Raw genomic sequence first — 14,914 nt, 5'->3', positions numbered from 1 at the left:
TATGCAACGATTTACTCCGTTAGGCTCATTTCACTATCCATACGTTTTTCAAGCCCAGTAATAACTAATTACGATTTACTAATCACCAATTACTAAGCGAAGCGTTCCATTCACCCAACTCCGCAAAACCAAGCCTAAAATAAGCTTTCCTTTCAGTCAAGCCCATTTTTGAACGGCTTTTCGTTACACACAAAAATGTTCGTTAGGCATTTGAGATTAAGAGGAGAAGCTACGTGTATAATTTACTCCAATAATGCGCAACTTCACCTCCTTACAATAACCATCATTCAAACCCACCAAAAAAACAAGGCTAAATAAATGGCATTTCGATTAGCAGACGAGTGTCAATCCATTGAACACAGCGTAAAAATAATCGCTGAGCGATAGCGAATGATCGAGCATTTTAGTGGCGAGAGATGATGATTGACCGACGAAAATCTAAGTCTTGATTTTTTTGATTACTTTTTTGATCAAGCAAAAAAGTGATAATGAATAGATGTGTATCATAAGTGCCGAACGCTATTCCATTTACCACAACGCATTTCCAATAATTCATCATTCATAATTTCTAATTATTCCACGCACCCCACCACCCAAGAAAGCGGTTGCAGATTCAGAAAAAGCAAAAGTTTTAAGTAAGGTTCATTGGTGTATTGCGCTAAACCGCTAGTCGCATCACATCGTTCGGTAATACACACTAACGTGTTCCGTAACCCCTCACTTTTGTGCTGCTTGATAGCTTATTAGCCCACACCAATTGGCTCGGTGTAGCAAAACATCCTGTCGGATGTTCAGCTACAATCCCTCGCCACCTTATTTTGATTTTGGATTGCTTTTTCTTCACCTGCGCATATTGCCCCAGTGCGTTTTTAAAATAATTTTAAATTGATATTGAATACCATTTCATTCCCTTCACAGAATTTTTTAAAATCTTCTATAACATTAATTGTGTTGTCTTCCGTATCGAATCTATTTAGATTATAGCTTTTAAAAAGTATAGCTTGATTTTCATTATCCTTTATAAAATCAGATTCACTTAAAGTAAATTTAGTTGAGTTCCAATTAAACCCCCAATCATACCATTTATTTTTTCCTAATACAAATATTAATTTAGATCTACTTTCCTCTTCATCAGTAAAGTCATTTAAATCAATTTTATTGCAGTTGCCTTTTTTATTATGAGCATCAAAAAAACCATCATCAGCTAAATGAAAAATAGAAAAAAAATATTCATCTTTTCCTATCTCAATTCTGTTAAAATGAAATTCATAATAGTAAAAGTTTAACCAATCCCAAGCCCAAAAATTTAATTTTCCCTTACCATCTCTTGGTCCAGTATTGCTAAATTTTGAATAACCACCATTATAGTTAAATTGCGTTTTACCAGAAATATAACTTATTAAATCTAAAATTCTACTTTGGTAGTCAAATAGAATTCGATAAGCTTTTCTTACTTCAATTAAAGATTGGTTTAAGTTGTTATTTTCCATTTTTAAAAATTCTTGTATTAAAATATTTTTCTTTTTTGATAGGTTGGCTAATTTTAAAATCTTTTAACCATATTTTTTTATAAAATTGATGAAATTCAAAAAGCTTAATCAAATCTTCTAAGATTCGTGTTGAGCTTTTTAAATGCATAAGATTTAATGATTTAATTTGATTATATTCATTATCAACAGCATCTAAAAGTTTATTCCAATCCGTTTTTAATATAATAGCTTTATCGTGTTCTAAATCATTTTTATCTTTTAATCCACCTACTTGGATATAATAAAGCTTTTTTTGTTCATCTTCAAATGAATTATAATAAGATATTATTTGATCATTATTTTGTTGAAAAGACTGCTGATTTTCATTGTATCTTTTAGCTTCTAATATCAAATCGAATTCCTTAAATCGTATAAATAAATCAGGTTCTATAAAATTTTTATTATTCGTTCCTTCAGAATTCCATTTATCCCAAAATGTAATAGAATCAATTTCTCCTGAAAAATTGGGTAAATTATCGTGATACAAAGAGTTCTTTAATATCCTCCAGAACTGTTCTATTGGTAAATATTTTAATAAATCAAATATGGAAGATGTTAAACTATCCTCACATATAACAACTTTTCCTTTTTTGTTTATAATGTATGATATCATTTTTAAATACAATAAATGTAAATATATAAATAAAAAGGTAGCAAAGTTAGTTAGTGGTCGTTTTACGGCAAGGTCAAGCCCTTTGGGTTTCTTCCAAAATCTCCACCCATTCGGGTAGTATTTTGCTCGAAAACCTTGCCTTTAAAACCCCCAATCCTGATTTGATGGCTTTCTTTTTTTTCTCTTTTTTTTTTTTCAAAAAAATATTGAATTTGAACCAAAACCACTTCTTCGATTTCCTCGATCCGATTCCACTTTTTCGACAATATTCCAACTTAGATTAGGAGATAAAGCGTACATATTCCACCTCTATATATAATTGGGTGCAGCTATCACGCATAAAAAAAATCTCACCTATTAAGATGAGATTTCAAAAAGTCCTGAAAGTCTTATCAAGGTCTTATAAGACTATTTTTTGTTAGAATCATTATCTGCTTCATCAATCTTTACAGCAGTTTGAGCCACCGCACTGGCGATTGCACCACCTAAAGCCAAATATCCTGCAACTGTAATAACCGTTGCCGGAAGAACAACCGGAGCAGCTAAGATAGTACCGCTAATCGCAGTTAAAGCTAATCCAACATTACGAACGATTTTAAACCATTTTGGTGTTTCATTGGTTACACGCTCAACTAAATTTAAACTATCCTTTTTCATCACGTTTATTTTTAAGATTCAACATTTCAAGAGTTGTAATTCTTGATTCTAAATATTCTACACGCTGACTGAGTAAATCATAACTGTTTTTAAATTCGGTTTTGATTAATAAAGCCATCGTTTTTACTTCTGTAATATCCTTTTCCATTTTCTTAAAATCGGAGTGTAATTGCTTAATAAAGTAGGCAACCACCGCCAATAATAAACTTGAAACTGAACCAAAAAGGACATTTAAAACCAATTCATTTTCCATAACTTCTGATTTTAGAATTGAAAATTATTCTCGATTCGAATTTGATTTTCTTTGCTTTTGGCAATCTTCAAAAGTTTAGGATATACCATATCATAAGCTTTACGACTATGGGTAACTTGATAATCACCATTGATCAATTCAAAACCAAACCCAGTCAACGGACATCCTGCAGTTTGTAAATACGTATTTCCGATATGGATATATACATAATCAAAATTCGGAAGCTGATCAATTTCAATCATACCTTCGTGAACTTTACCCATTAGATTTTTATACTTGGTATTCATACCTCCCCAAGAATTGACAATCAATTTAAAATCACCCGTAGGTATTGCAGTTTGCTTAGGTATTTTATCGGCTCGTATTTTATCTTCTAACAAATAACATTGAAAGATTCCATCAATATATAAATGGCTCAACGTACTTTGTTTTCCTTGTGCCACACGAACAATTTTAACACGCATAATCAATCATTTTAAATCAAACAAAAAAGAGCCTTTTCAAATCGAAAAGACTCTTTAACCAACCAACAGCTTAAAAAGCATCTTCGATTTTCAAGCAGTTTCCAGAGGCGAAAGGATAATAATTTCCGTTGACTTCTTGAAAAAATTCAATACCGATACATTGCACAACCGTAACATTGTTTGCCAAAGTTGGCGCACCTGGTAAAGCTGCCGAAATCGTACTTCCGGCATACGGAACATTTAACGGGATATAAGCCGAGTATTCAACAACATTTAATTCGTTATTAATAGCATCGTCAGGCTCATAATTTCCAGTTGTAGGATTGAACGAGAAATCCGATAAAACAGCCAAGGCATTAATTAAACGAAAGTGTGTAGTACCAGCAGGAGCAGAAATCAATTCAGCAGGATTAAATGCTGCAACAATAAATTCCGCTTCGTTTCTATCAACGTTGTGTTCCACATCATAAGGCGCATTAAAAACACCATTAATCGAAAGCTTTTTATCAAACTCAAAACCAATTAAATATTGGCGTTGAGTAGAAACTTCAACTTTACGATAACCTCTGGCTTCTGTACCATCTTCTAAGTTGATTTTCTTCATAACTGAAGTTAATCGACCTGTAACTTGACTATCTGCCATTTTACTCATGACTTGAGAAAGAGCGGTACGCAACGATTTTCCAGTTCTTGCACAACCACCAAACTCATTCATATTTTCACGAGTACGTTCAAACTCAGGTGCAGATTTCACCTGCTGAGCAGTTGGACCACCAACCATACCGGCATAAAAGCCAGGTTGTCCTTTAATTTTAAAATGACGTACATCTCCAATGGTTCCGATGTACTTCATTAGTCCTTTTTGTCTTGCCATAACTTTAAATTTATTAGTTAAACATTTGAGAATAATACTATTACAAAGTTGAATAATTAAATTTGTATACACAATATGTAACTAATTGCAATACAATGAAATACAGTGCTAAAGAACCTTGTTACCTGGAAGCATTTTATAATTTATTGGAAATCAAAGATGCAGATACTTTGGTGGTTAAACACGCTTTTTCGAAAGAAGAAAAAGAAATTCGATTATACGGAATAGATGCACCAGAAATCCGAAAGAATAGAAAATTAAAAATAGATGAAGAAAAAACGCATCTTCCTGCTAGTTTGTTGATCGAGTTAGGATGAGACGCAAGAAATTACCTAACTAACGTTTTGAGTGTTGGAGATAGAGTAACCATACTTACAGAAATAAAAAATGCCTACGATTTTTATCATAGGTAATTAGGTTATGTCATCCTGGAATCAGGCGAATGTTTGAATGAATTGTTGCTTCAAAATGGATATGCCAAAGCATCAAGAGACTATTATTGTTCCAAATTAGCCGAATATCAGTTGATGAACCGTACTGCTCAGCTAAATAAAATCGTTATATATGCTCGAATTTCGCATTTTTAAGCCCATATCAAATGTTAAAATTTCGTTTTTTATGGCTCAAAATCTAATCTCAACAAAGACTTAAAACATACTTTTCCAATTGTTGTACTTATGTTGTACTAACTGCTATAAAATGAGTAACCAACCCTCTAAAATAAAGACTTTGCAAAGAAACTTTGGATATAGTTGAATTATCTGAAGAAAGCGTTAAGAAAATAGACAAAATTCAACGTTCTTATTTGATTGAATTGAAAGTTCCGTCAAATAAATTGCGCGAGCATGTCAAATTTGCAGTGGAGAAAGGAATTATTATCGATCATATTTTAATTAATAATGAAGAAATGACCTTTGAGAAATATGAGAATGAGTTGAAAAATGAAAACAATAAAGCAGTTAAAATTTCGCAACAAATCGAAAATAAAGTCAACAAAGCGTTGATAAATGATGCGATTTCTTATGCGACTATTGCATATCAATTATCAGAAGAACCACGAGTTGTAACGAATATTTTACCACAAACCGATCTGAAAGCGTATAGAGAAATCAACTTAGGATATGAGTTAAAACAAAGTTGGAAAGATGGAATGTATCATTTCAAATCAATTTTGATTATTTTCTGTCAATTTCTGCCAACTATTCTTTCGGTATTGTTTTTGTTTTTTAGTATCAAGTATGTTGTGAAAGTAGTGAAGAATAGAGAAACGAAACAAAAAATATAAGTAAATCTCTATTTGTCAAATGAATAAGAAAAAACTGATAATATTTAGGTTTTTGTATTGATTAGAAGTAAAAAAATACTATTTTTGCAATAGAAGCTAGAATAATTGAAATTCTCAGGAGATGGAAAAAATGGTAAAATTTAATGAACTTGAAAACAAAGTTTTAAGTGTTTTAGGCCAACTTGGGAATTATAAAGATATATTGAAGGGCGCTGAAAACTCGATACAAGAATTGGAAAAATTGCAAAATGAAATCAATTCTCTAAAAGAAGAAAATGCCCGATTGAAAAATAAATTGAGAGATTCGCAAGCGAATAACTTAAATTTAAATGAGGAGGTAAAACGATTAAAAGTCGTTAATGCAATGAGCGGAAATCAGGAGTACAAACAAATGATGAAGCAAAGAATGAACAAATTAATAAAAGAAGTCGATACGTGCATCGCTCAAATTAAAACTAATAATTAATAAAAAGAATGTCAACTCAACGAATTGAGATAAAAATTGCTTCACGTCATTATCCAATGACGATTAATTCTGACGAGGAAGAAATGTTACTTTCTTGTGCAGAAGAAATAAATGGTATTTTGAAACAATTTGAACAAAAGTACGCTGTTTCTGACAAACAAGACGCGCTTGCAATGGTGACAATTCAGTTAGCTTTACGCGAAGCAAAGCTGAAAAAGCAAGTGAAAGATAACGAAGAAATGACAACAGAGCGCATTTCGAAGTTATTAGAATTGATTGATCAGTCAATCGCAAAATAAGAGAAGTTCTGACAGTTGTGAAACTGTCCACTAAACAATATTCCTACATTAGTTCTAGCTATTTTGGTTAACTCAACACTAGTTTTGTTACCGAGTGAACACCGTTCGGAAAGCGGGCCGCAACCTTTTAGGTTCATTTATTTGACAGCGGATACTTGACTGACGGACTAACTCAAATCCTGTTTACAGGAGTTAACTCAAAACATACTTTACTAATGTAGGTTTTTTTATATATAAACATTACATAATCTATGGACCCAATTATGACAATAATTATTGCAATTGTTACATTAATCATAGGTGCAGCGGTGGGATATTTCTTATCAAAAAAATCAGTTGATAAACAGAATCAAGAACTGATTGACGAAGCAACTCGCAAAGCACAAAATTTGATTAATGATGCTGAGAAAGATGGTGAAGCCATTAAAAAAGAGAAAATTTTTCAAGCCAAAGAAAAATTTTTAGAATTAAAATCTAAACACGAAGAAGTTGTTAATCAACGTGAAAGAAAAGTAGCTGATGCTGAGCTTAAAGTAAAAGAACGTGAAGAGAGAATCAAAACGGACTTAGCAGAAATTCAGAAACAAAAAGATCAGATTAAATCTGAGAAAGGAAATATACAAGCACGTACAGAAAAGCTTAATATTAAGCAAAAAGAAGTGGATACGATGCACAAAAAACAAGTAGAAATCCTTGAGAAAATTTCGAATTATTCTGCTGATGAAGCGCGTGCTGAACTGATTGAAGTCTTAAAAGACGAAGCAAGAACGAAAGCACAAGCTCATATCCAAGAAATTATGGAAGAGGCTGAATTAGATGCGAAAAATGAAGCGCGTAAAATTGTAATTTCTTCTATTCAACGTATTGGTACAGAGCAAGCGATTGAGAATGCAGTTTCTGTATTTAATATTGAGTCTGACGAAATTAAAGGACGTATTATTGGTCGTGAAGGACGTAATATTCGTGCAATAGAAGCTGCTACAGGAGTTGAAGTGATTGTTGATGATACGCCAGAAGCGATTATTCTTTCATGTTTTGATCCTGTTCGTCGTGAAATTGCTCGTTTATCTTTGCACCGTTTAGTAACGGATGGGCGTATTCACCCAGCACGTATTGAGGAAGTTGTGGCAAAAACAACAAAACAAATTGAGGATGAAATTATCGAAGTTGGTAAGAAAACAATTTTAGATTTGGGAATTCACGGTTTACACAAAGATTTGGTTCGTATTGTTGGACGAATGAAATATCGTTCTTCTTATGGTCAAAACCTGTTACAACACTCTCGCGAGGTGGCAAATTTGGCAGGAACCTTGGCTGCAGAATTAGGATTAAATCCTAAGTTAGCGAAACGTGCAGGTTTATTACACGATATTGGTAAAGTTCCGGAGCAAGAATCTGAATTGCCTCACGCAATTTTGGGGATGCAATGGGCAGAGAAATATGGAGAACATCCAGACGTAATTAATGCAATTGGAGCTCACCACGATGAAATAGAGATGACTTCTTTAATTTCGCCACTTATACAAGTTGCCGATGCAATTTCTGGTGCTCGTCCAGGGGCTCGTCGTCAAGTTGTGGAATCGTATATGCAACGTCTGAAAGATTTAGAAGCTACGGCTCTTAACTTTGATGGTGTGGAAAAAGCATACGCTATCCAAGCTGGTCGTGAGTTGCGTGTGATTGTAGAAAGTGATAAAGTTGATGACACAAAAGCAGCTGAATTATCGTTCTTAATTTCGGATAAAATTCAAAACGAAATGACTTATCCAGGTCAAGTTCGTGTAACTGTAATTCGTGAAACACGTGCAGTAAATATTGCAAGATAAAATTTAGAATTTAATCATATTCTTTAGGCAAGTCTATAACAAGGCTTGCCTATTTTTTTGTTAAATTATAGAAAATTAATCCAAGTTATAGTTGTTGTTTTGATAAAAATTATTAAATTATAACGAATAAAAATTCAAAAATAATTAATTAATAATCAAATAATTAACAACTTGTTGATAACCTTTTTATTTTTTAAGATTACAAAATTTTTAATTGTAAAATCTTATCTTAATTTTGAAAGAATCGATGAGTAATTGAAACGAAAATGTAACCCTATTGAGGTTCAAATTTCTAAATAAAATAAAAGAACCAACTTCATTTATTTTGATGAAAGAATTCGTTTTTACCAAAGTTTATTAATCTAAAAAGTCCAAAAAACTATGTCTATTTTTGATAAAAGGGTAAATTATAAACCATTTGAATATCCTGAAATTTTAACCTTTACAGAAGCAATCCAAAAAGCATATTGGGTACACGGAGAAGTAGATTTTACTTCAGATATCCAAGACTATCATGCCAATTTAGATGATGCGAAACGCGAAATTCACAAACGTTCTATTTTATCAATTGCGCAAGTAGAGGTAACGGTAAAAGGATTCTGGGGAGATTTGTATCATTATTTTCCAAAGCCAGAATTGAATGGATTAGGTGCTACTTTTGCAGAATGTGAGTTTAGACATAGTGAAGCGTATTCGCGTATTTTGGAGGTAAATGGTTATTTAGATGAGTTTAATGTAGCCTTACAAAATCCAATTTTCAAAAGTTATAATACGTTTGTTGGAGAAATTATGCGTGACGAGAACAAATCAATTGTAGAGAAATTATTGTTCTTTGCATTGGTAATCGAAGATAGTTCGTTATTCTCGAAATTTGCAAATATTTTGGCATTTACACGTTTTGATGGTTTAATGAAAAATACAGCAAACATCATTGCTTGGACATCTACAGATGAGCAAATTCACGCAAATGCTGGGATTTATTTGATTAATAAAATTCGTGAAGAAGGTTTATTACCAGAGGAATTAGATCAAAATTGGGTAGAAACTGCTGTTCGTGGTTATATTGACCAAGAAGAAATGATGTTAGATTGGATTTTCGAGAAAGGAGAATTTGGTTATTACTCAAAAGCAGATTTATTAAACTATATGAAATACCGTATTGATGAAGCAATTGCTAAAATTGGATACAAAAAAATATTTCATATTTCCCAAGAACAGTATAAACCGATGGCTTGGTTTGAGGAAGAAGTTTTTGCGAGTAGTTTAGACGATTTTTTCGCAAAAAGACCAGTAGATTATACTAAACATGACAAAAGTATTTCGGCAGACGATTTATTTTAAACCGCCAAAACTTTTTATCAAAAACACAACTATAAATAAAATTATTTAACAATATCACATCATTATAAATTCTAAAGCTATGGACAATCCAATACCACACGACGACATTCAAAATATATTTTTTGACGGTGAAGCACCAAAATTATGGTGGAAAAACTCTGAATCTGAACAAATTTTGAATAGAGGTTATTTATTGAAAGGGGAAACAGTTGAAGGAGCTATAGATCGTATCACGGCTGCGGCTGCAAAACGTTTATACAAACCAGAATTGCAAGAATCTTTCAAAGAAATGATAGAAAGAGGTTGGATGAGTTTATCATCTCCAATTTGGGCAAATATGGGAACAGAGCGTGGTTTACCAATTTCTTGTTTCAATGTTCATATTCCAGATAGTATTGAAGGAATTACGCATAAATTAGGAGAAGTTATTATGCAAACTAAAATCGGTGGTGGTACTTCTGGTTATTTTGGTGAATTGCGTGAGCGTGGAGCGGCGATTACAGATAACGGAAAGAGTAGTGGTGCTGTTTCGTTTATGGAATTGTTCAATTCTGCGATGAATGTGGTTTCTCAAGGTTCTACACGTCGTGGAGCTTTTGCGGCTTATTTGGATATTGATCATGATGATATCGAAGAATTTTTGAAAATTAAATCGATAGGAAGTTCAATTCAGAATTTATTTTATGGTGTTTGTGTGCCAGATTATTGGATGCAAGAAATGATTGATGGAGATGCGGATAAACGTCAAATTTGGGCGAAAGTTTTAGAATCACGTCAAGAAAAAGGATTACCATATTTATTCTTTACAGATAACGTAAATAAAAATAAACCACAGGTTTACAAAGATTTAGGAATGTCAATTAATGCTTCTAATCTTTGTTCAGAAATTATGTTGCCTTCATCTGCTGATGAATCATTTATTTGTTGTTTATCTTCTATGAACTTAGAGCTATACGATGAATGGAAAGATACTGAGGCAGTACGTTTAGCAATTTTCTTTTTAGATGCAGTTTTACAAGAATTCATCGAAAAAACAGAAGGAAATCATTATTTAGCATCAGCTAATCGTTTTGCAAAACGTCACCGTGCATTAGGTTTAGGTGTATTAGGGTGGCACTCTTACTTACAACGCAACATGATTCCTTTTGAAGGAATGGAAGCGAAATTACGTACAACAGAAATTTTCAAGCATATTCAATCTAAAGCAGATAAAGCTTCGGAAGAATTAGCTCGTATTTATGGTGAACCAGAGGTTTTAAAAGGCTACGGACGTCGTAATACAACAACTTGTGCAATTGCACCAACTACGTCTTCTTCTGCGATTTTAGGACAAACTTCTCCAGGAATTGAGCCGTTTGCTTCAAATTATTACAAAGCAGGTTTATCGAAAGGAAACTTTATGCGTAAGAATAAATATTTGACTAAATTATTACAAGAAAAAGGAATCGATAACGAAGATATTTGGCGCGAAATCATGTTGAATGGTGGCTCTGTGCAACATTTAGAACAATTGACAAAAGAGGAAAAAGATGTGTTCAAAACATTCAAAGAAATTTCTCAATTAGAAATTGTTCAACAAGCAGCGATTCGTCAAAAATATGTAGATCAATCGCAGTCATTAAACCTAAATATTCCACCAGATTTACCTGTGAAAGAAGTTAACCGTTTGATGATCGAAGCTTGGCAATTAGGTGTAAAAACATTGTACTATCAGCGTTCACAATCAGTTTCTAAGGAATTAGTTGCAAACTTAGTTTCTTGTTCTTCTTGTGAAGCTTAATAGGAAATGATATATTTTATTACAAATAGAAAATCCGCTCATTGAGCGGATTTTTAGATTTTATGAATTTTTTAGATTTAGTTATTATTGAACAAAAATTTACTGATTTAAAGTCGTTGAAAAGAACGGCTTTATTAATTAATATTATTGGATGCATTTTAGGTTTGAGTACATTAGTTTTTCAGTTTTTTAATGAAATTTTAATTTATTTATCTTTTGTTTATCCTATTTTTTGCATCATTTTAGTTAGATATTATCGAGGTTTGATCTCAATTGAGCCTGAAATTAGACCAAATCTTCCAACAATTTCTATAGGTTTTATGTTATCTTGTTTTGGATTAATCATTAGAACTGCTATGGATTACAATGTCTTAGATTATAAAAATGTATGGGTTCCTTCGAGTGTTATAGCGTTATTAATCTTAATAATCTATTATTTTAATCAATTTAAAATATTGATTTACAACAAGAAAAATTTTGTTTATAATGTTTTTATCATAATATTAATTGAAGTATTTTCTATTTATTCTGTTATATTCATTAATTGTAAGTATGATCAATCTACTCCTCAAATTTATGAAACTCAGATTTTGAAAAAAATTAAGAAAAATAGTAAAGGAGGTAGTAGTTATTATTTAATAATTGAAGATTGGAACAATACATTTATAGAAAAAGAGATAAAAGTAGATTATAAAAAGTATTACTCAAGTTTTGAAGGAGAAAAGCTTAAAGTAGCAGAAAGACGAGGAAGATTTGATATACCTTGGTCTTATTTTATAGAGTAATTATCATCTAAAAGACTCGTTACAAATTGTAACGAGTTTTTTTGATTGAATAGAAGTATTTTACTTCTTACTATCTTGCGCTCCGAAAACCTGTTGTAACAACGATGTTGTACGCAAAGCTTTATTCCCGCGAATTCCTTCTTCTTTTTCTGCAACCATGTTAAACACACCATTTATTGTTTGTTGTGTTACATAAGCATTCAGGTTTGGATCAATTTGATTTCCAGTTAACGTATTGTATTTTGTAATCAAATTATTCCAAACTTTATCCGCACTAACTTTACCTAAAGACGCTTCCACTTTTGGTTGAAAAGCCTTTGTTAAATCAGATGTTGTTTTTAGTTTTAAATAATTGGTAGCCGAATTATTTCCTCCTAATAAAATATCTTTCGCATCTGTAATTGTCATTGATGTCACAGCGTTTACGAAAATAGGAGCAGCTTCAGAAACAGCATCTTCAGCAGCAGAATTCAATAATTTGATTCCTTTATCCGCCAAACTTCCCATTCCTAAAGAACGCAAAGTTTTTTCTACATTTTGTAATTCTTCTGGCATCAAGATTTTTGCAACTGAATTATTATAAAAACCATTCTTTTGACCCAATGATTTTATTCCGTCCGTTAATCCTAATGACAAAGCTTCTTTCAATCCAGAGGCAACAGTTGCGTTAGATAAACCATTTAACTTTGTTAAGGATTCTGCAGAAATTGTTTTAGATTCTGTTGAACCATGTACAACTTTTATTGAATCAACTTTTACTGTTGAATTATTTTGTGTTGTCGTTTGAGTGTTTACTTTTTCGACTTCTTTTTTTAATGTTCCAAAAATTGATTTCAAATCTTGTGCTTTTGAATTTACTGCAAACGCTGAAATCAATGTTAAACTTAATATGATCTTTTTCATTTAGATTTTTTCTAAAAAATATTTCAGTTGGTTAATTCAATTATCTGACCAAAATTTAAAACTCACTTACAAAATGTAATTTCACTGACGGAAATTTATCTTGCGTCATTTGAATTGTAAAAGCAGAATCTGCTAAAAATACCAATTGATTGAATTTATCTCTTGCTAAATAACGTTGTTTAACACGTTTGAATTCTAAGAATTCTTCTGATTTTTCATCTTCAACTTCTACCCAACACGCTTTGTGAACAGAGAAAGGTTCGTACGTTGCTTTTGCACCATATTCGTGCTCCAAACGATATTGGATAACCTCATATTGCAGTGCACCAACGGTTCCGATAACTTTACGATTATTCATTTCTAATGTAAATAACTGCGCAACACCTTCGTCCATTAATTGATCAATTCCTTTTTCCAATTGTTTTGCTTTCATTGGATCAGCATTGTTGATGTAACGGAAATGTTCTGGGGAGAAAGCTGGAATTCCTTTGAAAGAAAATTTTTCACCTTCTGTCAACGTATCACCAATTCTAAAGTTTCCTGTATCGTGTAAACCAACGATATCACCCGCAAACGATTCATCAACCACTTCTTTTTTATCAGCAAAGAAAGCATTTGGCGCAGCGAATTTCATGTTTTTACCTTGGCGAACGTGGAAATAGTTGGTATTACGTTCAAATTTACCAGAAACGATTTTGATAAAGGCTAAACGGTCGCGGTGTTTCGGATCCATATTCGCATGAATTTTGAACACGAAGCCAGAAAATTTATTTTCATAAGGTTCGACAATTCTCAAATCTGTTTCTTTAGATTGTGGAGTTGGTGCAATATCAACGAAAGCGTCTAACAATTCGCGAACACCAAAATTATTAAGAGCAGAACCGAAAAATACAGGTTGTAAATTTCCGTCCATATATTCTTGCATATCAAATTCTGGATAAACTCCGTCAATTAAATCAATCTCATTACGAAGATTTTCGGCGTAAGTTGTTCCAATTAATGTGTCTAAATCTGGACTTGATAAATCCTCAACTTTCGTTGTTTCAGAAATTTTTTGTTTATTATCTCCAGAAAAAATATTGATGTTTTTCTCCCAAATATTATAAATTCCTTTGAAAGTTGCTCCAATACCAATCGGCCAAGAAAGTGGTGTAACTTGTAAGTCTAGTTTTTGTTCTACTTCGTCCATTAAATCAAACGCATCTTTTCCTTCGCGGTCCATTTTGTTAATGAAAACCAACATCGGAATTTTGCGCATACGACAAACTTCTACCAATTTGATTGTTTGTTCCTCAACCCCTTTTGCAACGTCGATTACCACAATCGCAGAATCTACGGCAGTTAGTGTACGGAAAGTGTCTTCGGCGAAATCCTTGTGACCAGGCGTATCTAAGATATTAATCTTTTTTCCTTTATATTCGAATGCTAAAACTGAAGTAGCAACCGAAATACCACGTTGGCGTTCAATTTCCATAAAATCGGAAGTTGCTCCTTTTTTAATTTTGTTACTTTTTACGGCACCAGCTTCTTGAATTGCGCCTCCAAAAAGTAATAACTTCTCTGTTAAAGTTGTTTTACCAGCATCGGGATGGGCGATAATTCCAAAGGTTTTTCTTTTATTTATTTCTTGTTCTAAAGACATCTTAATCAAATTTTCAGGTTGCAAAGATAGTTTATCTCACGAAAATTAGAAACATTATGGTTGATAGAATATTCTAAAGTAAATTGCGTTATTCTAAAAATAGTTGACGAAAGACGTATGAAAAAGATATTTTACTTTTTATTGTTGATGATTAGTGGGATTGTTTGGGGGCAGCATCTGTAATCTTCCCCTTGTTA

Annotated in this window: 17 protein-coding genes; 8 read left to right on the top strand and 9 right to left on the bottom strand. The window is 32.4% G+C overall.

Going from position 1 to position 14,914, the window contains the following annotated elements; genetic code table 11:
* Nucleotides 1–869: 869 nt before the first annotated feature.
* The 7 genes from B4E59_RS12525 to B4E59_RS12495 form a co-directional block, all read right to left on the bottom strand.
* The gene (locus B4E59_RS12525) at nucleotides 870–1,490 is read right to left on the bottom strand and encodes a PM0109 family protein (RefSeq protein WP_038335647.1); all 621 of its coding nucleotides are present in this window, start codon (nucleotides 1,488–1,490) and stop codon (nucleotides 870–872) included.
* Nucleotides 1,480–2,142 carry a hypothetical protein gene (locus B4E59_RS12520; protein WP_052217808.1) on the bottom strand — a complete coding sequence of 221 codons (663 nt, stop codon included), beginning with the start codon at nucleotides 2,140–2,142 and terminating at the stop codon, nucleotides 1,480–1,482. The genes B4E59_RS12525 and B4E59_RS12520 overlap by 11 nt, the downstream gene beginning before the upstream one ends.
* Nucleotides 2,143–2,204: 62 nt before the next feature.
* Nucleotides 2,205–2,408: a hypothetical protein gene (locus B4E59_RS12515; protein ID WP_219035177.1), complete on the bottom strand. Its 204-nt coding sequence runs from the start codon at nucleotides 2,406–2,408 to the stop codon at nucleotides 2,205–2,207.
* A 142-nt stretch (nucleotides 2,409–2,550) separates the two neighbouring features.
* Complete coding sequence (locus B4E59_RS12510; RefSeq protein ID WP_219035176.1) at nucleotides 2,551–2,799, bottom strand: hypothetical protein; 249 nt, start codon at nucleotides 2,797–2,799, stop codon at nucleotides 2,551–2,553.
* Nucleotides 2,786–3,052, bottom strand: a complete 267-nt coding sequence (locus B4E59_RS12505) for a hypothetical protein (RefSeq protein WP_068599396.1) — start codon at nucleotides 3,050–3,052, stop codon at nucleotides 2,786–2,788. The genes B4E59_RS12510 and B4E59_RS12505 overlap by 14 nt, the downstream gene beginning before the upstream one ends.
* A gap of 11 nt (nucleotides 3,053–3,063) precedes the next feature.
* Nucleotides 3,064–3,516, bottom strand: coding sequence for a DUF5675 family protein (locus B4E59_RS12500; protein ID WP_219035175.1), 453 nt, complete (start codon nucleotides 3,514–3,516; stop codon nucleotides 3,064–3,066).
* Nucleotides 3,517–3,586: 70 nt separating this feature from the next.
* Nucleotides 3,587–4,390: a hypothetical protein gene (locus tag B4E59_RS12495; RefSeq protein ID WP_188319663.1), complete on the bottom strand. Its 804-nt coding sequence runs from the start codon at nucleotides 4,388–4,390 to the stop codon at nucleotides 3,587–3,589.
* 95 nt (nucleotides 4,391–4,485) lie between these two features.
* Here B4E59_RS12495 and B4E59_RS12490 point away from each other — a divergent pair, with 95 nt between their 5' ends.
* From B4E59_RS12490 to B4E59_RS12455, 8 genes are all read left to right on the top strand, one after another.
* Nucleotides 4,486–4,707, top strand: a complete 222-nt coding sequence (locus B4E59_RS12490; protein ID WP_291053259.1) for a hypothetical protein — start codon at nucleotides 4,486–4,488, stop codon at nucleotides 4,705–4,707.
* A gap of 425 nt (nucleotides 4,708–5,132) precedes the next feature.
* A complete protein-coding gene (locus B4E59_RS12485; protein ID WP_291053256.1) occupies nucleotides 5,133–5,675 on the top strand; it encodes a hypothetical protein in 543 nt (180 codons plus the stop codon).
* A 121-nt stretch (nucleotides 5,676–5,796) separates the two neighbouring features.
* On the top strand, nucleotides 5,797–6,141 hold the full coding sequence (locus B4E59_RS12480) for a hypothetical protein (RefSeq protein WP_019975371.1): 345 nt from the start codon (nucleotides 5,797–5,799) through the stop codon (nucleotides 6,139–6,141).
* Nucleotides 6,142–6,149: 8 nt separating this feature from the next.
* Entirely contained in the window at nucleotides 6,150–6,440 is a 291-nt protein-coding gene (locus B4E59_RS12475; protein WP_038335658.1) for a cell division protein ZapA, read from the top strand.
* 263 nt (nucleotides 6,441–6,703) lie between these two features.
* Nucleotides 6,704–8,266, top strand: a complete 1,563-nt coding sequence (gene rny / locus B4E59_RS12470; RefSeq protein ID WP_371875740.1) for a ribonuclease Y — start codon at nucleotides 6,704–6,706, stop codon at nucleotides 8,264–8,266.
* A 381-nt stretch (nucleotides 8,267–8,647) separates the two neighbouring features.
* Nucleotides 8,648–9,607, top strand: coding sequence for a ribonucleotide-diphosphate reductase subunit beta (locus B4E59_RS12465; protein WP_038335662.1), 960 nt, complete (start codon nucleotides 8,648–8,650; stop codon nucleotides 9,605–9,607).
* A gap of 79 nt (nucleotides 9,608–9,686) precedes the next feature.
* Nucleotides 9,687–11,387: a ribonucleoside-diphosphate reductase subunit alpha gene (locus B4E59_RS12460; RefSeq protein WP_115001235.1), complete on the top strand. Its 1,701-nt coding sequence runs from the start codon at nucleotides 9,687–9,689 to the stop codon at nucleotides 11,385–11,387.
* A 62-nt stretch (nucleotides 11,388–11,449) separates the two neighbouring features.
* Nucleotides 11,450–12,172, top strand: coding sequence for a hypothetical protein (locus B4E59_RS12455; RefSeq protein WP_286496359.1), 723 nt, complete (start codon nucleotides 11,450–11,452; stop codon nucleotides 12,170–12,172).
* Nucleotides 12,173–12,232: 60 nt separating this feature from the next.
* Here B4E59_RS12455 and B4E59_RS12450 read toward each other — a convergent pair whose 3' ends face one another.
* Nucleotides 12,233–13,075: a DUF4197 domain-containing protein gene (locus B4E59_RS12450; protein ID WP_291053253.1), complete on the bottom strand. Its 843-nt coding sequence runs from the start codon at nucleotides 13,073–13,075 to the stop codon at nucleotides 12,233–12,235.
* A gap of 55 nt (nucleotides 13,076–13,130) precedes the next feature.
* Complete coding sequence (locus tag B4E59_RS12445) at nucleotides 13,131–14,717, bottom strand: peptide chain release factor 3 (protein WP_038333563.1); 1,587 nt, start codon at nucleotides 14,715–14,717, stop codon at nucleotides 13,131–13,133.
* Between the last annotated feature and the right edge of the window lie 197 nt (nucleotides 14,718–14,914).

It is taken from the genome of Empedobacter sp. UBA2044, from assembly GCF_002333005.1.
GTDB classification, from domain to species: Bacteria; Bacteroidota; Bacteroidia; order Flavobacteriales; family Weeksellaceae; genus Empedobacter; species Empedobacter falsenii_B.
The sequence above is the reverse complement of the archived record's forward strand: the minus strand, read 5'-3'. Positions and strand labels throughout refer to the sequence as shown.